Source organism: Microbacterium sp. P2_F9, from assembly GCF_056403635.1.
Window position 1 is genome coordinate 1 of sequence record NZ_JBFUFC010000042.1, and the last position, 23299, is coordinate 23299.

At 69.9% G+C, this 23299-nt stretch carries 25 protein-coding genes and 1 tRNA gene; 16 read left to right on the plus strand and 10 right to left on the minus strand.

Annotated features, from left to right (window positions below):
• Positions 1-886: ABC transporter ATP-binding protein (locus AC1DVT_RS06700; RefSeq protein ID WP_477387589.1), on the minus strand; the 886-nt coding region annotated here is incomplete at its 3' end.
• A gap of 228 nt (positions 887-1114) precedes the next feature.
• On the opposite strand from AC1DVT_RS06700, the gene AC1DVT_RS06705 reads away from it, so the two are divergent.
• The 3 genes from AC1DVT_RS06705 (at position 1115) to AC1DVT_RS06715 (ending at position 3146) form a co-directional block, all read left to right on the plus strand.
• Positions 1115-2062 carry a DsbA family protein gene (locus AC1DVT_RS06705; protein WP_457099297.1) on the plus strand — a complete coding sequence of 316 codons (948 nt, stop codon included), beginning with the start codon at positions 1115-1117 and terminating at the stop codon, positions 2060-2062.
• A gap of 38 nt (positions 2063-2100) precedes the next feature.
• Positions 2101-2173, plus strand: a tRNA-Thr gene (locus AC1DVT_RS06710).
• A gap of 1 nt (position 2174) precedes the next feature.
• On the plus strand, positions 2175-3146 hold the full coding sequence (locus AC1DVT_RS06715; protein WP_477387591.1) for a DMT family transporter: 972 nt from the start codon (positions 2175-2177) through the stop codon (positions 3144-3146).
• Positions 3147-3157: 11 nt separating this feature from the next.
• Here the strand turns inward: AC1DVT_RS06715 and AC1DVT_RS06720 are convergent, their stop codons facing one another.
• Both AC1DVT_RS06720 and msrB read right to left on the minus strand, forming a co-directional pair.
• Entirely contained in the window at positions 3158-3718 is a 561-nt protein-coding gene (locus tag AC1DVT_RS06720) for a nitroreductase family protein (RefSeq protein WP_477387593.1), read from the minus strand.
• On the minus strand, positions 3715-4122 hold the full coding sequence (gene msrB, locus AC1DVT_RS06725) for a peptide-methionine (R)-S-oxide reductase MsrB (protein ID WP_457099300.1): 408 nt from the start codon (positions 4120-4122) through the stop codon (positions 3715-3717). The genes AC1DVT_RS06720 and msrB overlap by 4 nt, the downstream gene beginning before the upstream one ends.
• Before the next feature lie 77 nt (positions 4123-4199).
• Between msrB and AC1DVT_RS06730 the strand changes: the two genes are divergently transcribed.
• The 5 genes from AC1DVT_RS06730 to groL all read left to right on the plus strand — a co-directional run bounded on the left by AC1DVT_RS06730 (position 4200) and on the right by groL (position 8284).
• On the plus strand, positions 4200-5222 hold the full coding sequence (locus tag AC1DVT_RS06730) for a DUF2332 family protein (RefSeq protein WP_477387595.1): 1023 nt from the start codon (positions 4200-4202) through the stop codon (positions 5220-5222).
• A 9-nt stretch (positions 5223-5231) separates the two neighbouring features.
• Entirely contained in the window at positions 5232-5510 is a 279-nt protein-coding gene (locus AC1DVT_RS06735) for a DUF3263 domain-containing protein (protein WP_477387597.1), read from the plus strand.
• Between the two features lie 9 nt (positions 5511-5519).
• Entirely contained in the window at positions 5520-6122 is a 603-nt protein-coding gene (locus AC1DVT_RS06740) for a LytR C-terminal domain-containing protein (protein WP_477387599.1), read from the plus strand.
• A gap of 131 nt (positions 6123-6253) precedes the next feature.
• Positions 6254-6454, plus strand: a complete 201-nt coding sequence (locus AC1DVT_RS06745; RefSeq protein WP_477387601.1) for a cold-shock protein — start codon at positions 6254-6256, stop codon at positions 6452-6454.
• Positions 6455-6664: 210 nt separating this feature from the next.
• Positions 6665-8284, plus strand: coding sequence for a chaperonin GroEL (gene groL / locus AC1DVT_RS06750; RefSeq protein ID WP_477387603.1), 1620 nt, complete (start codon positions 6665-6667; stop codon positions 8282-8284).
• Positions 8285-8366: 82 nt separating this feature from the next.
• Here groL and AC1DVT_RS06755 read toward each other — a convergent pair whose 3' ends face one another.
• The 3 genes from AC1DVT_RS06755 to AC1DVT_RS06765 form a co-directional block, all read right to left on the minus strand.
• Entirely contained in the window at positions 8367-8654 is a 288-nt protein-coding gene (locus tag AC1DVT_RS06755) for a WXG100 family type VII secretion target (RefSeq protein WP_457099306.1), read from the minus strand.
• A gap of 109 nt (positions 8655-8763) precedes the next feature.
• Positions 8764-10398: a sensor histidine kinase gene (locus tag AC1DVT_RS06760; protein ID WP_477387621.1), complete on the minus strand. Its 1635-nt coding sequence runs from the start codon at positions 10396-10398 to the stop codon at positions 8764-8766.
• A 143-nt stretch (positions 10399-10541) separates the two neighbouring features.
• Positions 10542-11234 (minus strand): response regulator transcription factor, encoded by a 693-nt coding sequence (locus tag AC1DVT_RS06765; protein ID WP_457099307.1) that lies wholly within the window; start codon positions 11232-11234, stop codon positions 10542-10544.
• Positions 11235-11384: 150 nt separating this feature from the next.
• Between AC1DVT_RS06765 and AC1DVT_RS06770 the strand changes: the two genes are divergently transcribed.
• The 4 genes from AC1DVT_RS06770 to AC1DVT_RS06785 are packed head-to-tail and all read left to right on the plus strand — an operon-like array spanning position 11385 to position 15001.
• Positions 11385-12602: an NAD(P)/FAD-dependent oxidoreductase gene (locus AC1DVT_RS06770; RefSeq protein WP_477387606.1), complete on the plus strand. Its 1218-nt coding sequence runs from the start codon at positions 11385-11387 to the stop codon at positions 12600-12602.
• A 20-nt stretch (positions 12603-12622) separates the two neighbouring features.
• Positions 12623-13495: a dihydropteroate synthase gene (folP, locus tag AC1DVT_RS06775; protein WP_477387608.1), complete on the plus strand. Its 873-nt coding sequence runs from the start codon at positions 12623-12625 to the stop codon at positions 13493-13495.
• The gene (locus tag AC1DVT_RS06780; RefSeq protein ID WP_457099310.1) at positions 13495-14202 is read left to right on the plus strand and encodes a pyrimidine reductase family protein; all 708 of its coding nucleotides are present in this window, start codon (positions 13495-13497) and stop codon (positions 14200-14202) included. Before folP ends, AC1DVT_RS06780 begins: the two co-directional genes overlap by 1 nt.
• A gap of 28 nt (positions 14203-14230) precedes the next feature.
• Complete coding sequence (locus AC1DVT_RS06785) at positions 14231-15001, plus strand: hypothetical protein (protein WP_477387610.1); 771 nt, start codon at positions 14231-14233, stop codon at positions 14999-15001.
• A gap of 1 nt (position 15002) precedes the next feature.
• Here AC1DVT_RS06785 and AC1DVT_RS06790 read toward each other — a convergent pair whose 3' ends face one another.
• The 3 genes from AC1DVT_RS06790 to AC1DVT_RS06800 all read right to left on the minus strand — a co-directional run bounded on the left by AC1DVT_RS06790 (position 15003) and on the right by AC1DVT_RS06800 (position 18711).
• Positions 15003-16643 carry a DNA repair helicase XPB gene (locus tag AC1DVT_RS06790; protein WP_457099312.1) on the minus strand — a complete coding sequence of 547 codons (1641 nt, stop codon included), beginning with the start codon at positions 16641-16643 and terminating at the stop codon, positions 15003-15005.
• Positions 16644-16720: 77 nt separating this feature from the next.
• Positions 16721-18433 (minus strand): helicase-associated domain-containing protein, encoded by a 1713-nt coding sequence (locus AC1DVT_RS06795; protein ID WP_477387612.1) that lies wholly within the window; start codon positions 18431-18433, stop codon positions 16721-16723.
• An 8-nt stretch (positions 18434-18441) separates the two neighbouring features.
• Complete coding sequence (locus tag AC1DVT_RS06800; RefSeq protein WP_457099314.1) at positions 18442-18711, minus strand: multidrug ABC transporter ATPase; 270 nt, start codon at positions 18709-18711, stop codon at positions 18442-18444.
• A 122-nt stretch (positions 18712-18833) separates the two neighbouring features.
• Here AC1DVT_RS06800 and AC1DVT_RS06805 point away from each other — a divergent pair, with 122 nt between their 5' ends.
• Together AC1DVT_RS06805 and AC1DVT_RS06810 are read left to right on the plus strand one after the other, a co-directional pair.
• Positions 18834-19217 carry a cold-shock protein gene (locus tag AC1DVT_RS06805; protein WP_457099315.1) on the plus strand — a complete coding sequence of 128 codons (384 nt, stop codon included), beginning with the start codon at positions 18834-18836 and terminating at the stop codon, positions 19215-19217.
• Positions 19201-19935, plus strand: a complete 735-nt coding sequence (locus AC1DVT_RS06810) for a DUF3027 domain-containing protein (protein ID WP_477387615.1) — start codon at positions 19201-19203, stop codon at positions 19933-19935. The genes AC1DVT_RS06805 and AC1DVT_RS06810 overlap by 17 nt, the downstream gene beginning before the upstream one ends.
• Positions 19936-20151: 216 nt before the next feature.
• Here the strand turns inward: AC1DVT_RS06810 and serC are convergent, their stop codons facing one another.
• Positions 20152-21264, minus strand: coding sequence for a phosphoserine transaminase (serC, locus tag AC1DVT_RS06815; RefSeq protein WP_457099317.1), 1113 nt, complete (start codon positions 21262-21264; stop codon positions 20152-20154).
• A gap of 119 nt (positions 21265-21383) precedes the next feature.
• Between serC and AC1DVT_RS06820 the strand changes: the two genes are divergently transcribed.
• Together AC1DVT_RS06820 and AC1DVT_RS06825 are read left to right on the plus strand one after the other, a co-directional pair.
• Entirely contained in the window at positions 21384-22085 is a 702-nt protein-coding gene (locus AC1DVT_RS06820) for an iron-dependent transcriptional repressor DtxR (RefSeq protein WP_477387617.1), read from the plus strand.
• 225 nt (positions 22086-22310) lie between these two features.
• The gene (locus tag AC1DVT_RS06825) at positions 22311-23210 is read left to right on the plus strand and encodes a M23 family metallopeptidase (RefSeq protein WP_477387619.1); all 900 of its coding nucleotides are present in this window, start codon (positions 22311-22313) and stop codon (positions 23208-23210) included.
• Positions 23211-23299: the final 89 nt, after the last annotated feature.

Below are 23299 nucleotides of genomic sequence, written 5' to 3' on the forward strand. Positions count from 1 at the left end.
CGGAGAGGCCCTTGCCGTCGGCCGGGCCGACGACGATGTCCTCGGGGCGGACGCCGACGGTGACCTGGCTGCCGTTCGCGCGGCCGACCGTGTCGCGGTCGAGCGGGACGACCTCGGTGCCGAACTGAACGCCGCCCTCGGCGAGGTCCGCCGCGAAGAGGTTCATGGCGGGGGAGCCGATGAAGCCGGCGACGAACACGTTGTTCGGGCGCTCGTACAGGTCACGGGGCGTGCCGACCTGCTGGAGGAGTCCGTCCTTGAGGACCGCGATGCGGTCGCCCATCGTGAGGGCCTCGGTCTGGTCGTGGGTGACGTAGACGGTCGTGACGCCGAGGCGGCGCTGCAGCGACGCGATCTGCGTACGCGTCTGGACACGGAGCTTGGCGTCGAGGTTCGACAGCGGCTCGTCCATGAGGAACACCTGCGGCTGACGCACGATCGCGCGGCCCATGGCGACGCGCTGACGCTGGCCACCGGAGAGCGCCTTCGGCTTGCGGGTCAGGTACTCCTCGAGGTCGAGGAGCTTGGCGGCTTCGAGGACGCGTGCGGCGCGCTCTTCCTTGCCGACGCCGGCGATCTTCAGGGCGAAGCCCATGTTCTCGGCGACGGTCATGTGCGGGTACAGCGCGTAGTTCTGGAACACCATCGCGATGTCGCGGTCCTTCGGCGGGATGTCGGTGACATCGCGATCGCCGATCAGGATGCGGCCGGAGTTGACCTCTTCGAGGCCGGCCAGCATGCGCAGCGAGGTGGACTTTCCGCAGCCGGAGGGGCCGACGAGAACCAGGAACTCGCCATCGGCGACCTCGAGGCTCAGCTTGTCGACGGCGGCACGCGTGCCCCCGGGGTACAGACGAGTTGCGTTGTCAAACGTGACTGACGCCATGTTTTCTTCTCCTTCACCGGCAGGTACGTGCCGGACGATCCGTAGTGAGGAATGAGCGGGGGCTTCCCGCACGCCTTCGGTGGCGCACCTCCCAGTATGTCATGTCCGCCCCGAGTGCCGCCTGTGCGCCGGCGTCTGGGTATTTCCCAGCCTCCCTGGTTAGCATCGTGAGCGGTCGCATCCCCGCTGCGGCCTGCCGATCACCGGCCCACCGTCCCAGAAGGTTTCATGTCGAGCGACGACACGCAGAACGCTCCCGTCCCGAGCGACCGCCGAGAAGCGGTTCGTGAGAAGGCGCAGCTGGTGCAGGCGAAGCAGTCGCGCGCCCGGAAGATCCGGGTCGCGTCGGTCGCCGCCGCCGTGGTCGCCGTAGTCGTCGTCGCCGGTGTCGTGGTGTCGTGGGCGGTCGGCTCCGCCGCATCGAAGCCCATGCTCGACCCCGCCAATGTCACCGCGGACGGCGTGATCGTGACCACGATCTCGGGCGTCGCCCCCGACGACGAGCAGGGCGAGATGGCGGACGCGGATGCCGGAGCCTTGAGTGCCACCGCGGCTCCGGTGGATTCGGCTACGCCGGACCCGAGCGCGACGGCCGATGCCGCCGTCGACATCCGCGTCTACGTCGACTACCTCTCCCCAGGCTCGCAGGACTTCCAGGCCGCGAATGCGCCGCAACTCTCGTCCTGGGTGACAGAGGGCGCCGCGTCGCTGACCTACTACCCCGTCGCGATGCTGACCTCGAAGTCGAGCGGAACGCGCTATTCGCTGCGCGCCGCGAGCGCCGCCGCGTGCGTCGCCAACCACTCGCCGGAGACCTTCTTCAAATTCACGACCACCTTGCTCGCGAAGCAGCCCGATCTCGACTCCGCCGGTTTCACCGACGACGAGCTCGCGGACATGGCCCAGGCGTCCGGTGCCGCCTCGCCGAAGGTGGTCCGCGCGTGCATCGAGGACGAGGACTTCGCGTCCTGGGCCAAGGCGGCGACCGATCGCGCACTCAAGGCGATCCCCGACACCGACGGGGTCGCGCTGACCGGCACCCCGATGGTGCTCGTGAACGGCATCCCGTATGCCGGTGCCCTGGACGACCCCGCCGAGTTCTCGCAGTTCGTCCTGACGATCGCGAGCGACTCGTACTACAAGACCGCGAGCCCCACGCCGTCGCCGACCCCCTGACATTCGCGGAGTCGGCGGGCGGATAGAATGGTGGCTCTGCCGACTTGGCGCAATTGGTAGCGCACCTAACTTGTAATTAGGGGGTTACGGGTTCAAGTCCCGTAGTCGGCTCGTGGGCTCTGGGACTCGTGAGATCGCGCACGTCCCGTTGTGGGCGGCGCTGGGCGGTGCCGGTTTCATCGGCGTTCTGACCGCGATCCAGGCACGGATCAACGGCCAGCTCGGCCTCCGGCTGGGCGACGGCTTCGTGGCCGCCGTCGTCTCGTTCGGGTCGGGTCTTGCCCTGCTCGTCGTGCTCAGTGCGGCGCTGCCGGTCGGTCGGAGCGGAGTGCGCAACCTCGTCGAGGGTGTGCGAGGACGCACGATTCCGTGGTGGATGCTGGTGGGCGGCGCCGCCGGCGCCCTCACCGTCGCAACGCAGGGCATCGTGGTCGGCGTCATCGGCGTCTCGCTGTTCACCGTGGGCTACGTCGCGGGACAGACCGTCTGCGGGCTCTTCCTCGACCGCGCCGGCTTCGGTCCGGGCGGGGTCGTCGCCGTCACGATGCCCCGCGTCGCCGGAGGAGCCCTGGCCCTCGCCGCGGTGATCCTGTCCTTCTCGGGCGCGGGTGTGGGCGATGTGCCGATCTGGATGCTGGTGCTGCCGTTCGTCGCGGGCATCGGCGTGGCGTGGCAGCAGGCGACGAATGGCCGGCTGCGGCAGCGCGTGGGCACACCCCTCACCGCGACTCTCGTCAACTTCATCGGCGGGACGGCGATCCTCGCGGTGGCGGCGCTCATCCACGTCGGCCTGGTCGGGTCGCCGGAGGCGTTCCCGTCGGAGCCCTGGCTGTACTTCGGCGGCACGCTCGGCGTCGCCTACATCTTCATCTCCGCGGCACTCGTCGCCTACACGGGGGTGCTGCTGCTCGCGCTCGGCACGATCGTGGGGCAGCTGTTCATGTCGGTCGTGCTGGACGCCATCTGGCCGGCGTCGGCGAGTCCGGGGCTCGTCCAGGAGGTGCTCGTCGTGACCGTCGCGCTCAGCTCGGTCGTGGTCGCGACCGCGCCGTGGCGACGGAGAAGGCCGCAGCCCGGGAGATAGGCCGAGCGACCTCAGGCCTTCGCCTGCGGAAGCCGCGAGATGTGGTGCCGTGCGTCCACGGCCTTGCGCCTGCCCTGGCGGGCCCGCGGCGGCTTGCCGCCGACGTACAGCCAGCCGAGCAGCACTTCATCCTTGCCCAGGCCGTGCAGCTTCGCGACCGGCTTGCTGCGCGTGTAGTGGCCGGTGCGCCAGATGACACCCCAGCCGGCTTCATCCAGCAGCAGGCTGAGCGTGTGGGCGACGCCGGAGGCGACGGCCTCCTGCTCCCAGTTCGGCACCTTCTCGCTCTTGCGGAAGCTCGCGACGACGGCGATCAGCAGCGGCGCGCGCAGCGGCTTGGTCGAGGGCTTCTTGTCGCCCTCCGCCTTGGCGATGGCCGCACCGAGGCGGTCGCGGTCAGCGCCGCGCAGTTCGATGAGCCGCCAGGGGCGCATCGACGAGTGATCAGCGACGCGTCCCGCGGCCGAGACGAGAGTGAGCAGCTCGGCATGGGTGGGGGCGACATCCGTCACCTTCGACCAGGACCGACGCGCGCGAACGGCCTCCAGCGCCGTGGCCGTGGGGACGGTCATGCCTGCTCTTCCGGGCTGAACTTCAGCGAGATCGAGTTCATGCAGTAGCGGTCGCCGGTCGGCGTGCCGACCCCGTCGGGGAAGACGTGGCCGAGATGCGAGCCGCACGCCGCGCAGCGCACCTCGGTGCGGAGCATGCCGACGCTGCGGTCTTCGATGAGCTCGACGGCCTCGGGTCGGATCGACTCGTAGAAGCTCGGCCACCCGCAGTGCGAGTCGAACTTCGTGCCGGCCTGGAACAGCTCAGCGCCGCAGGCGGCACAGGTGTACAGCCCGGCGCGCTGCTCATCGAGGAGCTCCCCGGTCCACGGACGCTCGGTCGCCGCCTCGCGCAGCACCGCGTACTGATTCGCGTCGAGCTGCGCGCGCCACTCGGCGTCGGACTTGTTCACTTCGTAGGTCATGGGTTTCTCCTCCAGCCCTTCCATTCAACCCGACCCCGCGCATCCCTGTCCCTCGGGTACCTGCCGGTTCACCCAGAATGGGACTCGTGACGAGCGATTCGGATGCCGCGACCGCCGCAGATGCCGTCCGCGAGCGCTATGCCCGCTTCGCTCGGGAGGAGGCGCGTGGGCGCTCCGCGATCTACGAGGAGTGGGCCACCGGGGTCGCCGCGGATCCCGCGGCCGCCGGCATCCTCGCGCAGATCCCCGAGACGCGTCGGCAGCCACCGCTCGTCTTCGCGGTCACCCGTCTGCTCGGCGCGCCGGTCGGGCCGTTCGCGCCGTGGGCGGCCTGGCTCACGGCCCACGCCGGGCAGGTGGAGGCGGAGTGCGCGCGCCGGGGACTCCAGACCAACGAGCCCCTCCGGTGCGCCGCGTTGCTGCCCGCGCTGAGCAGCATCAAGGGGCCGATCGCACTGCTCGAGCTCGGCGCGAGCGCCGGCCTGTGCCTCTACCCGGACCGCTACTCCTACTGCTACGCCGGTGCGACGCCGGTGGCGCTCGACCCCGTGGACGGACGATCGACGGTCGTGCTGGAGAGCGAACTGCGGGGTTCGCCGCCGCTGCGGATGCCGCAGGTCGTCTGGCGCGCCGGCATCGACCTCGCACCGCTCGACGCGCGGGATCCCGCGGATCGTCGGTTCCTCACGACCCTCGTCTGGCCGGGGGAGGAGGGACGCGAGGCTCGGATCGAGGCGGCGCTCGACATCGTCGCGGCGGACCCGCCGCTGCTCGTGGCGGGGGACGCGAGCGACCCGGCCGTCCTGGCCTCGGTCGCGGCGCTCGCTCCCCGCGACGCGACGCTGGTGATCACCACACCCGGAGTCCTGCCGCACATCCCGCGCGCCGGGCGCGAGCGACTGCTCGGCGCGCTCGCAGCGCTGCCTGCCGTGTGGATCACGATCGATCCGCCGGGACTGCATCAGGCATGGCACCCGCCGATCGATGCCGGCGCCTGGGGCGGGTTCGTCCTCGGCCGCGATGGAGTCCCGCTGGCCGCGGTCGACCCGCTCGGGGCGTTCGTGGAGTGGCGCGCCGATGGATCGACGAGCCGGGGTTAGCGTGGGCGAGTGCCCCTGACCGACCGTGATCGAGCGATCCTCGACTTCGAAGCGGAGTGGCGCCGCCACGTGGGTGCGAAGGAAGAGGCGATCCGCGCCGACCTCGAGCTGTCGCCCGCCCGCTACTACCAGCTCCTCGGCCGCCTGATCGACACCACCGACGCGCAGGAGCGCGACCCCATGCTCGTCAAGCGCCTGCGCCGGCAGCGTGATGCGGTGCGCACCGCGAGCGGGATCGAACACCCGGTGCACGGCGCCGGTAACGGGTCGCCGAGCGCGGCCGGGTAGCATCGTCAGGTGCCGAAAACGAGCTACCCGAGCGATCGCTTCGACGATCTGCCCGCGGCCGCCGGTCGGGTCGGCGCACATCGTGCCGAGAATCCCCGGATGCGCGGCTGGGTGGTGCTGCTGTGGGCGGTGCTCGCCACGATCGTCCTCGTCGGCGTCGGCATCTTCGGCACCCTGATCGCCTCAGGGCGCGTCGTGCTCTTCCCGACACCGTCCCCCACGTCCACTCCGATCCCGGAGGTGACCGGCGTCGTCGACACCTCGTACTCGGTCATCGTGCTCAACGCGACGCCCGAGGAGGGACTCGCCACGCGGACGAAGGATCTGATCGTCGAAGCGGGCTGGGCGCCCGACACCGTGCATCCCAGCGACGCGGGCTCCACCGACTTCGCGCAGACCACGGTCTATTACGCGTTCCCCGAGGACGAGGCGGCGGCCCGCGGACTCGCGGATGATGTCCTCGGCGGCGCGGAGGTCGCGCAGAGCGACGTCTACCAGCCGGTCGACGACCCGAACACCGCGGATGTCGACGAGAGCCAGGCGAAGCAGCTCGTGGTCGTGGTCGGCCTCGACCGCACGGCCAATCCACCGAGTCCCTCCGCCACTCCCTGAGCCCGCTCGGCGCAGTGTTTCGGCCGAGTAAACACTTCGCGGCATGCGTGTCAACAGTTGACCACACGGCCGATTCGGCCGGAATGCCGACCATACGATGGCCCTGTTGTCAGCAAACAGGAGTGAGCACCATGACCAAGGGCACCGTCAAGTGGTTCAACGCCGAGAAGGGCTTCGGCTTCATCACCGTCTCAGATGGCCAGGACGTCTTCGTCCACTATTCGAACATCGACATGACCGGCTTCCGCGTTCTGGAAGAGGGCCAGGTCGTCGAGTTCACGGTGGGGACGGGACAGAAGGGTCCGCAGGCGGAGGCGGTCCGCGTCGTCTGACGATCGGATGCCGCGGTCCGCGGCATCCGATACCGCACAGTCTTCCGGCACCCCGGCGAGCGTTTCGCTCCCGGGGTGCCGTCGTGTGTCCGACTGTGTAGCGCGGAGGTCGGCGCGGCTTGCACTCTCCTGGGTCGAGTGCCAGAATGGATTAGCACTCACTCCTGTTGAGTGCTAAAGACCACTACGTCCGGGAGGGACGACACACACATGGCAAAGATCATCGCTTTCGATGAGGAGGCCCGCCGTGGCCTCGAGCGCGGCCTGAACATTCTGGCCGACGCAGTCAAGGTGACACTGGGCCCCCGCGGCCGCAACGTCGTGCTCGAGAAGAAGTGGGGCGCCCCCACGATCACGAACGACGGCGTTTCGATCGCCAAGGAGATCGAGCTCGACGACCCGTACGAGAAGATCGGCGCGGAGCTCGTCAAGGAGGTCGCCAAGAAGACTGACGACGTCGCCGGTGACGGAACCACGACGGCCACCGTCCTCGCACAGGCGCTCGTTCGCGAAGGCCTGCGCAACGTCGCAGCCGGAGCCGACCCCATCTCGCTCAAGAAGGGCATCGAGAAGGCCGTTGCGGCCATCACCGCCGAGCTGCTCGCGAGCGCAAAGGAAGTCACCTCCAAGGAGGAGATCGCCGCCACCGCTTCGATCTCGGCCGCTGACCCGGAGATCGGCGCGCTGATCGCCGAGGCCATCGACAAGGTGGGCAAGGAAGGCGTCGTCACCGTCGAGGAGTCGCAGACCTTCGGCACCGAGCTCGAGCTCACGGAGGGTATGCGCTTCGACAAGGGCTACATCAACCCTTACTTCGTGACCGACCCGGAGCGCCAGGAAGCCGTCTTCGAGGACGCRTACATCCTGATCGCGAAYCAGAAGATCTCGAACATCAWGGACCTTCTGCCGATCGTCGACAAGGTGATCCAGGACGGCAAGGAGCTCGTCATCATCGCCGARGACGTCGAGGGCGAGGCGCTTGCGACTCTCGTGCTCAACAAGATCCGCGRCATCTTCAAGTCGGCYKCCGTCAAGGCTCCCGGCTTCGGCGACCGCCGCAAGGCGCAGCTGCAGGACATCGCGATCCTCACGGGTGGACAGGTCATCACCGAGGAGGTCGGTCTCAAGCTCGAGAACGCGACCCTCGACCTGCTCGGCCGTGCGCGCAAGGTCATCATCACCAAGGATGAGACCACGATCATCGAAGGCGCCGGCGACCCCGCGCTCCTCGAGGGTCGCGTGACCCAGATCCGTCGCGAGATCGAGAACACCGACAGCGACTACGACCGTGAGAAGCTCCAGGAGCGCCTCGCCAAGCTCGCCGGTGGCGTTGCCGTCATCAAGGCCGGCGCAGCGACCGAGGTCGAGCTCAAGGAGCGCAAGCACCGCATCGAGGACGCCGTTCGCAACGCGAAGGCGGCCGTCGAGGAGGGCATCGTCCCCGGTGGTGGCGTCGCGCTCATCCAGGCCGGCAAGAAGGCCCTCGCGGGCCTCGAGCTGACCGGTGACGAGGCGACCGGTGCCAACATCGTGCGTGTCGCGATCGAGGCTCCGCTCAAGCAGATCGCCCTCAACGCGGGTCTCGAGCCCGGCGTCGTCGCGAACACCGTCGCGGGCCTGCCGATCGGTCACGGCCTCAACGCCGCGACCGGCGAGTACGGTGACCTGTTCGCACAGGGCATCATCGACCCGGCCAAGGTGACGCGCTCCGCGCTGCAGAACGCCGCGTCGATCGCCGCGCTGTTCCTCACCACCGAGGTCGTCGTCGCCGACAAGCCCGAGAAGGTCGGGGCTCCGGCCGGCGACCCGTCGGGTGGCATGGACTTCTAAGTCCGCAGAGCGCCGACAGGCATTCACGAAGAAGGGTCCCTCCTTACGGAGGGGCCCTTCTTCCTTTCCGGGGGGATCCGGGTCAGCGGAACAGACTGAGCGAGGCCTGCTCGGCTTCTGCGTACTGGCGGGCGGCGACGCCGAGGGCGCCGTTGATCGCGGCGAGCGAGTCTTCGACCTGGCGCTGGGTCGCGCGCCACTGGTCGATCACGGACAGGAAGGCGACGGATGCCCCGCCGGTCCAGGATGCCTGCAGCTGGGTGAGCTGCGAGAGCATCGCGTGCGTCTCGCCCTCCAGGCGATCGATCGTGCCGCGCACGGCGGCGGAGGCGGAGAAGACAGCGTCGCTGTCGACGGAGAACGTGGCCATGAGGGCTCCTCTGTGTCGGGGAGGTCCACGCTAGGTACTCGCGCAGCACCCCGAGGCCCGCGTCCACGCGCGGTGGACACCGCCTTTACCGCGCGGGCTGGGGAGGAGATCAGCCGTTCTCGCCGATGCGCAGCGGCTCCGTCGGCGTCGACGCCTGAGCCGGATCGGGCGCGAGGGGGAGCGCTACCCGGAAGGTCGCGCCGCCGCCCGGCGTGTCGACCACCTCGACCGTGCCGTGCAGCGCCTCGACGATGGACGAGACGATCGACAGGCCGAGACCCGTGCCCCCGGTTTCGCGGGCGCGTGAGGTGTCGGCTCGCCAGAAGCGCTGGAAGATCTTCTCCTTGATCTGGTCGGGCACGCCCTCGCCGTGGTCGACGACCTCGATCCACCCGGTGCGCGCGATCGGGTCGACCCCGACCCGCAGCTCGATCGGAGAATCCGTCGTCGTGAAGCGCCGGGCGTTGCCGAGCAGATTCGCGACCACCTGCCGGACGCGGTTCTCGTCTCCCAGCACGATCGGCGGGGTCAGGGACGCGGCATCCGGCTCCTGTCCGAGATCGACGGGAGACATCGGAGGAGCTTCGCCGGAGGTCGTCGCCTGCGACGCCGGAACGGGTCGGGGTCGGCGGCGCAGGAGCGAGAGGGTTGCGCCCGCGCGGGAGATCGCCGACGGGCTGGTCGGTGTGCGGCGGCCGCGAGCGGGGCTGTCGCCGGGCTCCTGCTCCTCTGGATCCGGGGCCGGCGCCGGCAGCTCGGCGATCGTCGTATCGATGACCGTCACCGGACGGTGGGGGGATGCCGCGCGCACGTCCATGGCGGCATCCCGGGCGATCGGCCGGAGGTCGACCGGCGTGATCACGACGTCGCGCCGCTCGTCGAGGCGTGCCAAGGCGAGCAGATCCTCGACGAGGACGCCCATGCGCATGGCTTCCTTCTCGATCCGCTCCATGGCCTGCGAGACGTCGTCATCGCCCGTGATCGCGCCCATGCGATACAGCTCGGCGTAGCCCCGCACGGTGACCAGCGGGGTGCGCAGCTCGTGGCTCGCGTCGCCGATGAACCGGCGCATCTGCCGCACGGTGGCGTCGCGCTGGGAGATCGCGGCATCCACTCGTCCGAGCATCGCGTTGATCGCGGTCTTGAGCCGCCCGACTTCGGTGGTGGTCGGCTCGATGTCGGTCATGCGCAGGCTGAAGTCGCCGGCGGCGATCAACATCGCGGTGGACTCGACCTGGCCGAGACTTCGGAAGGTGAGGGTCACCAGCCAGCGCGTGATGAGCGCCCCCACCACGATCGAGATGAAGGCGAAGATGCCGTAGATGGACAGGAACGAGGCGACGACCTGATTGATCGGGGCGACCGGCAGGGCGACGAGCTGCGTGTACAGGTCGCTGACGCCCTCGACCGGGTAGTAGTCGGTGCTCGCCCTGAATCCCGACCCGCCCTCGACGCTCGGAATGCTGAACGGGGCGGTGCCGCGCGCCGCCGTCTGCTCGAGTGAGATGGAAGGGGGGAAGTCTGGGGTGCGACCCGGGTCGCCGCCTGTCCAGATCTTCAGTTCGCCGGTCGGTGCGTAGAGGGCGACGTAGTAGTCGGTCGCCGCGGCATCCTCTTTCACCGTGAAGGTCACCTGGTTGCCGTCGATCTGAGCCTCGAAGAGCCCGTTGGCCAGATCGGTCGGCGCCAGCGACTCGAGCTGGGCATCCAGGTTCGCGAGCAGCGCGTTGCGCAGGAACAGCATCGTGCCGATGCCCGCCGCCACGAGACCGACGGCCAGGAGCGCGACAGTGACCCCGGTGACCTTGGCGCGCAGGCTGGTGCCACGCCACCACCGGGTGACCGCATCGGACTTGGTCGCCAGAGCGGCCCCCTCTCGGCCGGGCGTCAGGCGGGCTTGCCGGCTTTGAGCATGTAGCCGAAGCCGCGCTTGGTCTGGATGAGCGCTTCGGTGGAATGCGGATCGATCTTGCGGCGCAGGTACGAGATGTAGCTCTCGACGATGCCGGCGTCGCCGTTGAAGTCGTACTCCCAGACGTGATCGAGGATCTGCGCCTTCGACAGCACCCGGTTCGGGTTGAGCATGAGGTAGCGCAGCAGCTTGAACTCGGTCGGGCTCAGATCGATCGACACCTCGCCGACGCGGACGTCATGCGTGTCCTGGTCCATCGTCAGCTCGCCCGCGCGGATCATCGACTCCTCGTCGGCCTGCATCGTGCGACGCAGGATCGCGGCGATGCGGGCGACGATCTCGTCGAGGCTGAACGGCTTCGTGACGTAGTCATCGCCGCCGACGTTCAGGCCGGTGATCTTGTCCTCGGTGTCGTCCTTCGCCGTGAGGAAGAGGATCGGCGCGGTGTATCCGGCACCGCGCAGCCGCTTCGTCACGCTGAACCCGTTCATGTCGGGCAGCATCACGTCGAGGATGATCAGGTCGGGTTCTTCCTCGAGAACGGCTGAGATGGTCTGGGCCCCATTGGAGACGGCCCGGACCTGATAGCCCGCGAAGCGCAGGCTCGTGATGAGCAGGTCGCGGATGTTCGGCTCGTCGTCGACAACGAGGATGCGCGGTGCGGTCATGCCCTCATTATGGCGAGGTAACGCATGCCGCTGCTGGATATCGCGCGGAGTGGTCCGGCTCAATCCTGGAACGAGCGCCGGATCGGCGCCGCCGAGCAGGCGTATCGTCGGAGCACGGAGGCGCAGCGCGGCAGCGATCGAGGAGGAGCCATGGCGCACATCGTGATCGTCGGCGGGGGACTCGCGGCCGGGAAGGCCGCGGAGACGCTGCGGGACGAGGGGTGGGACGGCGACGTCACGGTCGTCACCGCGGAGGCGCATCCCCCGTACCAGCGGCCCCCGCTGTCGAAGGGCTACCTCGCGGGCTCGGAAGGTCTCGGCGAAGTCATCCTCCATCCGGCCGAGTGGTACGCCGAGCACGACATCGACCTGCGCACCGGCACCACGGCGACCGCGCTCGACGCCGCCGCGCACCGGGTGGCGACCAGCGATGGAGACCTGTCGTACGACGCCCTGCTGCTGGCCACCGGCGCTTCGCCGCGTCGGCTGCCGATCGACGGCCATGACCTCCAGGGCGTCCACTCGCTGCGCACGCTGGACGACTCTGATGCCTTGGCCGAGAAGCTCCGCGACGGCGGGCGGAAGCTCGTGCTCATCGGCTCGGGGTGGATCGGCATGGAGGTCGCAGCCACCGCGCGGGGGTTCGGCAACGACGTGACGATCCTCGAGCGCGATCCCGTGCCGCTCGCCGCGGCGGTGGGCGAGCGGATGGGCGGGGTGTTCCGCCGGCTGCACGAGCACCACGGCGTCGACCTGCGCGCGAGCGTCCAGGTGCAGCGGATCGATGGCCGAGACCGCGTCGAAGGTGTCGTGGTCGACGGCGAGACCGTGCCGGCCGATCTCGTGCTGATCGGGGTGGGCGCCATCCCGAACACCGCGCTCGCCGAAGCAGCCGGGCTCGATGTCGACAACGGCATCCTCACCGACGCGTCCCTGCGCACGAGCGCGCCGGATGTCTGGGCCGCCGGAGACGTGGCCAATGCTCATCACCCCGTCATCGGGCGCCGCCTGCGCAGCGAGCACTGGGCGAACGCCCTCGAAGCGGGACCGGTGGCGGCGCGGGGGATGATGGGGCGGTCGGCGGTGCACGACAAGATCCCGTACTTCTACACCGACCAGTTCGATCTCGGCATGGAGCTGTCCGGCTACCCTCCGCTCATGTCGGGCGCGGAGCTGATCGTGCGGGGCGACCTCGATGCCCGGGAGTTCATCGCGTTCTGGGCCCTGGACGGACGGGTGGTGGGCGGGATGAACGTCAATGTGTGGGACGTGCAGGATGCGATCCAGAGCCTGATTCGAAGCGGCGACCGGGTGGATGCCGCGGCCCTCGCGGATGCCGGGACGCCGCTGGCGAGTCTCACCCGTTGAACCGGCCGTATCCTGGCGCGGTGACTGAACTCGCCGTCGGCAGCCTGAGATTCGACCTGGAGCGCCGCCTCGCGGTGATGGCGATCGTCAATCGGACCCCGGACTCCTTCTACGATCGCGGGGCGACGTTCGCGCTGGATGCGGCCGTCGCGGCGGGAGCTGCCGCAGTGGCGGACGGTGCCGACTTCATCGATGTCGGGGGAGTGAAGTTCGCACCGGGCCCCGCGTTGCCGATCGCGGACGAGATCGCGCGGGTGATCCCCGTCGTGCGTGAACTCGCGGCGCTGGCACCCGTGAGCGTCGACACGTTCCATCCCGAGGTCGCGCAGGCGGCGATCGAGGCGGGAGCGACCATCATCAACGACACGACCGGGCTCCGATCGCCCGCGATGGCCGACGTGGTGGCCGCGGGCGGCGCGACGATCGTGATCGCGCACAGCCTCGCCCAGCCGCGCACCCAGCTCCCGCAGCCGCACTATGACGATGTCATCACGGAGGTCGCCGCTTTCCTCACCGAGCGACGACAGCGGGCTCTGGACCGTGGAGTCCCCGCCGATCGGATCGTGCTGGACCCCGGTCATGACCTGAACAAGAACACGCTGCACTCGCTCGAACTCACCCGGCGCCTCGAGGAGCTGACGCACCTCGGCGCGCCGCTGCTGGTGGCGCTGTCGAACAAGGACTTCATCGGCGAGAGCCTGGCGCGCGACCGCGGTGATCGTGTAGCCGGCTCGATCTCCGCCGCTGTCGTCTGCGCCCTGAGCGGCGCGCGTATCGTGCGCACGCACAACGTGCGTCAGACGGTGGACGCTCTGCGGATGGTGGAGGCGGTGCTCGGCTGGCGCGAGCCCGCTTATCTCGTGCACAACATGCGGCCCGAGGGGAATGACTGATGCCTTCGCAGGAAGACCTGTTCGAGGCGTATGCGCTGCCATCGCGCACCGAGACCAGGGTGCGGATGAACTTCGTGGAGAGCGCCGATGGCGCCGCGACCCTGGACGGCAGAAGCGGCGCGCTGGGTGGCGCGACGGATCGAACGCTGATGCAGGTGCTGCGGACCATGGCGGATGTCATCGTCGTCGGCGCCGGCACCGTGCGCGCCGAGGGCTACGGGGGTGTGACAGTGCGAGCGGAGCACAGCGCGTGGCGGACGCACCGGGGCCTGCCTGCTCAGCCCGCGCTCGCGGTCGTGAGCCGGCACCTCGACCTGGAGCCGGATGCGCCGTTCTTCACTGAGGCCGTCGGGCGTCCGGTCATCGTGACTTCGGGTGCGGCGCCGGTGGCGCGGCGCCGGGCGCTGGCAGCCGTAGCCGACGTGATCGAGTGCGGCCAGGAGACCGTCGAGCTGCCCGCGATGCTGGCTGCATTCGCCGCACGCGGCTGGACGCAGGTGCTCTGCGAGGGCGGGCCGCATCTGTTCGGCGACCTGCTCGACGTCGGGCTCGTCGACGAAGTCTGCATCACGCTCGCCCCGCGGTTCGTCGGCGGATCCGCCGGTCGGATCGTGCGCGGTGCACCCGAGGCCGACCGGCCGTTCGCGCTCGCACACGCCATCACCGACGACGAGGGGTTCGTCCTCCTGCGCTACACGGCCCGGTGAGTGGCGCAGGCATCCTAGGCTCTCGCCTGTGACACTCTTCGAGCAGCCGCCGCGGGCCGGCCAGGGCGATGTGCCGGGCACGCCGCGGCACCGCCGCGCCGGGGTGATCGGCTGGCTGGCGGCGATCATCGGGATCGCCGTGCTCGCCGACGTCGCGACGGGCTCCCACATGGCGGGTTGGGTCGCCCAGACGTCCCGGACCGTCAGCGGATACGCGGCGCCCGCACCGGCGCAGGACGCCCTCGCGCTCGCCGATCAGATGTTCCTCACTGACGAGGGACGCAGCGTGTTCTTCGAGATGCAGCCTGAGATCCTCGACGCGGCGGGCATCGAAGAGGCGTGCTCCGACGTCGCCCCTGCACCTCCCGTCGAACAGGGCTGGTACAACGCGGGCTGCTTCATGGCGACCACGTTCGGMGGCACGAAGACGGTCGGACGCATCTACATCCTGCGTCCGGCTGATCTGCGGTGGGCTGAACAGATGGTGACGACCGGCGCGCACGAACTGCTCCACGCCTCCTATGCGCGGATGGGCGACACCGAGCGCGTTTTCGTCGACGGCCTCGTCGCGGCCGAGGTCGCGCGCATCCCGGTCGACGACGTCGTGCTCGCGCAGATCGCGTCGTCGACAGGGGGTGACGAGCACAGCCTCAGCACCGAGCAGTTCGCCTACCTCGGGTCGCAGCTCCTGCCCGACGGCGGCTTCGCGCCCGAGCTCGAGGCGATCTACGCGCGGACGTTCACAGACCGCGCCGCACTCGTGGACGTCTACCGGCGGACGACAGGGATCGCTCCCTGAATCACGCCGCGATGCCGTCGGCGTCGAGGATCGTGTACGCGTAGCCCTGCTCGGCGAGGAAGCGCTGGCGGTTCTGCGCGAAGTCCTGGTCGACGGTGTCACGGGCGATCAGCGTGTAGAAGCTCGCCGTGTTGCCCGACTCCTTCGGCCGCAGCAGCCGGCCGAGACGCTGGGCCTCCTCCTGGCGGGAGCCGAACGATCCGGAGACCTGGATGGCGACGGATGCCTCGGGCAGGTCGATCGAGAAGTTCGCCACCTTCGACACCACGAGCAGCGAGATCTCGCCGACGCGGAAGGCCTGGTACAGCGTCTCCCGCTCGTCGATCGGGGTCGCGCCGGTGATCTTGGGGGCATCGAGGGCCTCGGCGAGGATGTCGATCTGGTCGAGATACTGCCCGATGACGAGGATCCGCTCGCCGGCGTGGCGGGCGACCAGGCGCCGGACCACCCCGATCTTCGCCTGCGCCGTGGCGGCAAGGCGGTAGCGCTCGTCGTCCGCAGCCGCGGCATACTCCAGCCGGTCGCCCGCGGGCAGATCAACGCGCACCTCGTAGCAGGCGGCGGGCGAGATGAAGCCCTGGGCCTCGATCTCCTTCCACGGCGCATCGAACCGCTTGGGGCCGATCAGGCTGAACACGTCGCCCTCGCGGCCGTCCTCGCGCACGAGGGTCGCGGTCAGGCCGAGTCGGCGGCGCGCCTGGAGGTCGGCGGTGAGTTTGAACACCGGCGCGGGCAGCAGATGCACCTCGTCATAGACGATGAGACCCCAGTCGAGGGCGTCGAGCAGCGCGAGGTGCGCGTACTGGCCGGCCCGCTTGGCGGTGAGGATCTGATACGTCGCGATGGTGACGGGCTTGACCTCTTTGACCTGGCCGGAGTATTCGCCGATCTCCTCCGCGGTGAGCGAGGTGCGGCGCAGCAGCTCGTCGCGCCACTGCCGGGCGCTCACGGTGTTGGTCACGAGGATGAGCGTGGTCGTCTTCGTGTCGGCCATCGCGGCCGCTCCGACGAGCGTCTTTCCGGCCCCGCAGGGGAGCACCACGACGCCCGAGCCGCCCTGGGTGAAGATGTCCACGGCCTGCCGCTGGTAAGGGCGGAGGGTCCAGCCGTCTTCGGCGAGCTCGATCGGATGCGGCGTCCCCGGCGTGTAGCCGGCGAGATCCTCGGCCGGCCACCCGATCTTCAGCAGCTCCTGCTTGATGTGCCCGCGCGCCCACGCGTCGATGAGGAACGCGTCCGGGCTCGGCCGGCCGATCAGCAGGGGCTGGATGCGCTTGTTCTTCGACACCTCGGCCAGGACTGCGGCATCCGTCGAGCGCAGCACGAGCCGGCCCTCGTCGTCGCGCTCGATGACGAGGCGACCGTATCGGCCGACCGTCTCGCGGATGTCGATCGACACCGACGGCGGTACAGGGAAGCGCGTCCAGCGGTCGAGGGTGGCGAGCATGTCCTCGGAGTCATGCCCGGCCGCCCGGGCGTTCCACAGCCCGAGCCGGGTGATCCGGTACGTGTGCACGTGCTCGGGGGCACGCTCGAGCTCTGCGAAAATCGCGAGCTCATGTCGCGCGCTCTCGGCGTCCGGATGGGCTACTTCGAGCAGCACCGTCCGGTCGCTCTGCACGATGAGGGGACCGTCAGCCATAAGGGCCCAGTCTACTGGGCGCCCTCGACCGCACGGGTCACCGCCGACCCGTCGGGCAGCGGGACGGACTCACACCGTCACGCGGGACGCACCGACACGATGCTCGAGACCGGGAGGGTCCGCTCGATGTCCGCTCCCTTGTCGCGTCCGCGGAGGCGCCCGCCGCCCAGCCCGGTGGCTTCCAGGATGAAGGCTCGCTCCGAGCCGTCGGGGAGCCGCACCGCCACCTGGATGGTTGCGCGAGCGCGCACCGCCTGGTCGAGCTCGCGCCCGAGCCAGGCCGCATCGGAATCCGTCTCATGCGCCGCACGGAGCCGGCCGATCAGCCCTGCGTAGGCCTGGAGCGGCGGATCGTCCTGCGCCGACGCGGAGCGTGCCGGCCGTCGGTGCGGTGACTGCGGCGCACCCAGATCGTCGACCGCGATCACCGGGTAGCGGGCGTCGGCGAGGGCCCAGTAGAGCGCATCGCGTCCCACCCGAGTCGTGAGGGCATCGCCGTCGCGCACCAGGCCGAGCGGACGCAGCCCCTGGTCGACCGCGATCGCATCCCGCACCGCGGGGTTGGCGGACTCGACATAGGTGCGACCGGATTCGGGGTCGGTGCGCACCCGCACCAGACCGTGCCGTGCGGCCGTCGTTTCGATGAGGTAGTCGAGGGGTTGCGGGATGCCGGTCAGAGAGAGGCTCGTGAGGAACTCCCGGATGGACTGGGCCGTCTCGCCGCCGGTCATTCCGGCGACCAGCGAGTCCGCGGAGAAGCGGTAGGTGGATGCCTGAGCTCGCGATTCGCGCTGCGCGATGCGACGCAGCCGCAGGTCGAGCGCAGGAGCAAGGGGACCGGGCGCGATCGCCGAGAGGTCGGCCTGGAGGTACACCCGGTCGATCTCGGGGGGCAGCACGTCCGACAGTGCCGCGGCATCCGCCTCTCCACCACGACGCAGCGTGCGAACCCAGGGGGGTTCGCCGCCGCTCGGGGTGATGATGMCCCAGCGCACGGCGATCCGCTGCAGCTGCGCGGCCCTGGCCGGCCAGTCCGAATCGAGGGGATAGGCGGCCTGCCACTCCGATGCGGGGGCGAACCCGCCATCGGCGGTGCGGAGACCTCGCGGCAGCGCTTCGCGCACACCCTCGGCGACGCGGGCCCAGCGCTGAGCCGTGCCCTCCTCGAGCCAGCGATCGGCCGTCTCGGTGACCACCCAGTCGCGTTCGGCCGCGGCGAGCAGTTCGGCGCCGCGGGCGGCATGCACCAGATCGTCGAGCTCGTCCGCGGAGTCCACCGCCCCGGCATCCATCAGGCGCTTGCGGTCGACCGCGCTGACGGCTCCGGCGCCGGTACGGGCGAGGGGCGCGTGCCGAGCGGCGAGGAGGAGGTCGGCGAGGGCGCTCGCCGCGGTGAACGCCCGTTCGGCAGCAGCCGCCGTCTCGTGCGCGTCGGCCGCGGGGGCCGGCTGCGTCGGCGGAGTGCCGTCGAGGAAGGCGTCGGGGTTGCGGGTCTGCGCATGGCGCACCCGCGCCTCCACGGCGGAGTACGGCGTGCCTTCGAGATCGGTCAGGGCGAGACGCGCGAGATCGGGGTCGGACTCGCCGCGTGCGAGCACGGCGAGCGAGCGACGGGGGAGGCGCACGAGTGCGCGATCGATGGATGCCGCGTCCAGCAGCGCCGCCGCCGCGTCGAAGGCATCGTGCCAGGCGGCCGCAGCCGGGACTCCGCGGAACGCGAAGGTCTGCGCGAGGCCCGCATCATCGCTGGCCGCGAGCCACGTCGCGAGCATGCGCTCGTCGGTGGTCATGGGTTGGCCTACGCCCCCTTGTTGAGGCGAGAACGGCGGACGAAGCTCATGATGAGCAGCGTCACGATCATCACGAAGGCGATCGGCAGTGCAATCAGCGGCAGGACCACGACAAGTGGCCAGATGCCCTGCGTGAAGTCGGTGACGCCGGCCGGACGGGCGAGGATGACCGCGAAGAAGCAGACGATGGAGGCGACCGTGAGCCCCAGTGCCATGAAGGCCAGGACCCGGTCGATCCGGCGCACCGGGAGGTCAGGGCCGGGGGTTCGAGTGCTCATCCGCATCAGCCTACCGGGTGGCGCTCGTGGCGTAGTCTGGAGGAACGGGATCCCGAGGTCCCCGTTGAGTCATGCCCGCGCAGTGCCGGGCAATCCCCCCTGCGAGTTCAAGCGAGGTTCCGATGCCCACCGGCAAGGTCAGGTTCTACGACGAGGAGAAGGGCTTCGGCTTCATCACGGGTGATGACGGCCAAGACGTCTTCCTGCACGCCACGGCCCTGCCCGCCGGAGCCCCGGCACCCAAACAGGGCACCCGGCTCGAGTTCGGCGTCGCCGACGGCAAGCGCGGTCTCCAGGCCCTCTCGGTGCGCGTCCTCGAGGCGCCGGTCAGCCTCGCCAAGCGCGCGCGCAAGCCCGCCGACGACATGGCGATCATCCTCGAAGACCTCGTGAAGCTCCTCGACGACATCGGCGGCGATCTCCGCCGTGGCCGGTACCCGAGCGGCGCACATTCGAAGAAGGTCGCTGCGGTCCTGCGCAAGGTCGCGGATGACCTCGACGCCTGAGCAGGGGAACGCTGAGCCTCTCGTCGAACCCGATGAGAGCGCCGTGGTGGAGCGCGCCGAGCACCAGCCCGACGAGTCCGGCGAGAGGGATGCCGTGGCGCCCGAGGAGCGCCCGGTCAGCGAGCCTGACGAGCGTCTCATCGCCGCGCACGACCAGGCCCGCGCAGCGCTGCTGGAGATCACGTCCGAATGGACGGTCGGCGCGCCCGCCGGCTACACCATGGAAGAGGGCGGGGTCGTCTCGCTCCGCTTCGAGAACCGGCTCGCGGGCTACCCCGGCTGGTTCTGGACGGTCAGCGTCGCGCGCGTCGAGGGCGAGGACCCCACGGTCCTCGAGGTCGAACTCCTCCCCGGCGACGGCGCCCTGCTCGCCCCCGAGTGGGTGCCGTGGGCGGTCCGCCTCGCCGACTACCAGGCCGCGCAGCTCGCACACGCCGATGAGGCCGTCGAGGGCATCGAAGGCGACGAGGACGAGGACGGCGACGACCTCGACGACATCGACGACCTGGACGCCGCCGACTTCGACAACGACGGATCCCCGATCCTGCACGCCGGAGACGTCGACGGCGTCGACATCGACGAGTTCGCCGAGCAGACGGATGCCGGTGAGTTCGAAGACGCCGAAGAGTCCGACGCCTTCGAATTCGACGAAGCCGACGACGACGAAGAAGCCGACGACGAAGAGGGCGACGAGGACGAAGCCGACCGGTCCTACTAGGGGCTGAGCGGGATCAGTCCCGCGGACGCGGGAACGACGGCGCGGAGCCGCGCGTGGTCCGGCAGCGTGCGGCGTAGGTGTGCACGACGCCCGGCCGGGCCTACGTGGCTCGCGCTGTCGAAAGCGCCTGGCGCGGTCGTCTCTAACTGCCGCGAAGGGCGGTTTCGACCGCTCGAGGCGACTCCGCAGCCTGTCGAAGAGCTGAGCTCAGGGAGCCTAGAGGTTCTCGACCGTGTAGTCGATGCATTCGATGAGCCGGCGCACGTCGTCCGGCTCGATCGACACGAAGGTCGCGACCCGCAGCTGGTTGCGGCCGAGCTTGCGGTACGGCTCGGTGTCGACGATCCCGTTGGCGCGCAGGCTCTTGGCGACCGCCGCCGCATCGACCGTCTCGTCGAAGTCGATGGTCACCACGACGGGGGAGCGGTCGGCCGGGTCGGCGACGAACGGCGTCGCGAAGGCGGATGCCTCGGCCCAGTCGTACAGCGCCTGCGACGACTCGTGCGTGCGGGCGTCCGCCCACTGCAGGCCGCCGTTGCTGCCGATCCAGTCGAGCTGCTCGTCGAGCAGGATGAGGGTGGTCAGCGCGGGGGTGTTCAGCGTCTGGTTGAGCCGCGAGTTGTCGACGGCGTTCTTGAGACTGAGGAACTCCGGGATGTAGCGCCCGGATGCGGCGATCCGCTCGATCCGCTCGATGGCCGCGGGAGAGACGGCGGCGAACCAGAGCCCGCCGTCGGAGCCGAGGTTCTTCTGGGGAGCGAAGTAGTACACGTCGGCCTCGGCGACGGAGAAGTCGATGCCCCCGGCAGCGCTCGTCGCATCGATGACCGTGAGCGCGCCGGGGTCGCCGACGACGCGGGTGATCGGCGCCGAGACCCCGGTGGAGGTCTCGTTGTGCGGCCAGGCGTAGACGTCCACGCCCGCCACCGGCTCAGCCGTCGTACGGCCGCCCGCGGCGACCTCGCGCACGTCCGGAGCCTGCAGCCAGGGGGCCTTCGCTGCGGCGGCGAACTTGCCGCCGAACTCGCCGAAGACGAGGTGCTGGCTCCGCTCCTGGATGAGGCCGAATGCGGCGGCATCCCAGAAGGCGGTCGATCCGCCGTTGCCGAGGATGATCTCGTACCCGTTCGGGAGGCGGAACAGGTCGTCCAGGCGTGCCCGCACGCGTCCCACCAGGTCCTTGACCGGCGCCTGGCGGTGCGAGGTGCCCAGCAGTGCCGCGCCGGGGCCGGCGAGGGCCTCCAGCTGAGCGGGGCGGACCTTCGACGGGCCGCACCCGAATCGTCCGTCGGAGGGCAGGATCTCGCGGGGCAGCAGCACGTGGGCCATGGTCCGATTCTAGGCGGGCCCGCCTCGCCCGTTCGGCGCCGGGTGACGCTCCGTGACGCCCTCCGGCGCGCGGCCAGCCGGTAGGCTTGCGGAGCACGTCGACCCCCGGCTTAGGACTCATGACAGATCTCATCGACACCACCGAGATGTACCTGCGTACGATCCTCGAACTGGAGGAGGAGGGCATCGTCCCGCTGCGTGCGCGCATCTCGGAGCGGCTCGGCCACTCCGGTCCCACGGTCTCGCAGACCGTCGGACGAATGGAGCGCGATGGACTCGTCGTCGTCTCGGACGACCGCAGGCTCGAGCTGACCGGCTCCGGCCGCCAGAAGGCCGTCGACGTCATGCGCAAGCACCGGCTCGCCGAGCGGCTGCTCTCCGATGTGATCGGGCTGGACTGGGCCTACGTCCATGAAGAGGCCTGCCGCTGGGAGCACGTCATGAGCGAGCAGGTGGAGCTGCGCCTCGTGGAGCTGCTGGGGCATCCCACCGAATCCCCGTACGGCAACCCGATCCCCGGGCTCGACCAGCTCGGCGATGCCGCGGCGAACACCTTCGACCAGGGCGTGGTGGGACTCGTCCGGATCCTCAACGAGACCGGTGGGCCCGTCCAGGGGACGGTCAGGCGCCTCGCCGAGCCCGCCCAGGTCGACCCGGAGCTGCTGAAGCAGTTCATGTCCGCCGGCGTGGTTCCCGGCGGCACCGGTGATTTCCGGTTCAGCGAGGGGTATGTCCTCGTGCAGATGGACGGCGTCGACGAAGCCCTTGAGCTCCCGGTCGAAGTCGCCGCACACGTCTTCCTGGTCGACGCACGAGGCTGACGCTCGGGGCGCAGGGCCGATGCCCAGGGTTCTGCCAGGGCGTCAGCGTGACAGAATCGTGACCTTCGGGTAGCCTCGAAGTGTCCACCAGGCGAGAAGCCCGCCGACGGACCCCGCACGGATTGCCTCCCCGGCTCGTCGTCCGCGTGGTGAAACCCGCACATGTGCCCCGACACCGAGTGCCCGACGAGCCAGCGCCCCGGCGCAGAGGCGCCGGAGGATAGTTTGGCTGAAGAGAACGAATCGCCTGCGGACAACGCGTCGCAGCACGACGAGACGAGTCTCACTCGACGCTCGCGCACGCCCCGCACGCTGATCCGCCGTCCGATGGTGGGACGCGCCACGCGTGTCGCGTCGGCTCCGAAGGCCCGCCGCGAGAGGGTGCGTCCGCTTCGCAGCCTGGTCATCCTGGCCATGGTCGGCGGGCTCATCGCCACCGTCGCCCTCCCCGCCTACGGCGCGTGGCGCTCGCCTGCTGAGGCCGCTGTGACGCTCGAGCAGGTCGCCGCCGACGACGCGCAGTCGCTCGTGGTCGCCTCGGACGCCACGTCCGAGCAGCTCGAGCGCGGTTCGTACTCCGCCACCACCCCCGACGAGATCGCCACGAAGAAGGCCGAGGAGGCCGCGGCCGCCCGTGCCAAGGCCGCCGCGGCCGCCGCGGCGGCATCGCCGGCCCGTGGTGTGTTCCGGATGAACCTCTCGATGACGGCCCCCGGTTCCGGCGAGGTGCGCTGGCCGGTATCGAACTTCACCTATGCGTCTTACAACCTCTTCCGTCCGGCGAACCGGCCGAACCACAACGGCTTCGACATGGTGGCGCCCGCCGGCACCCCGATCTTCGCCGCAGCCTCCGGCGTCGTGCGCGTCTCGTCCGAGGGCTACAACGGATACGGTGTCGCCGTCGTGATCGACTCGGTCGTCGGCGGTCAGCAGGTCTCGACCCTGTACGGTCACATGACGTACGGCAGCCGCCAGGTCGTGGCGGGGCAGTCCGTCTCCGCGGGTCAGCTCATCGGAGCCGTCGGCAGCACCGGCAGCTCCACGGCGAACCACCTGCACTTCGAGGTCAAGATCAACGGAACCTACGTCGACCCGCTGGCCTGGCTCCAGACGAACGCGGGCTGACGAGGCATCCGTTCTCCGACACGCCCCCGCGGGTTCACCTCCGCGAACGGCCCGTGTCTGCAAGGCGTGCGTTAGCCTGAAACCGACGC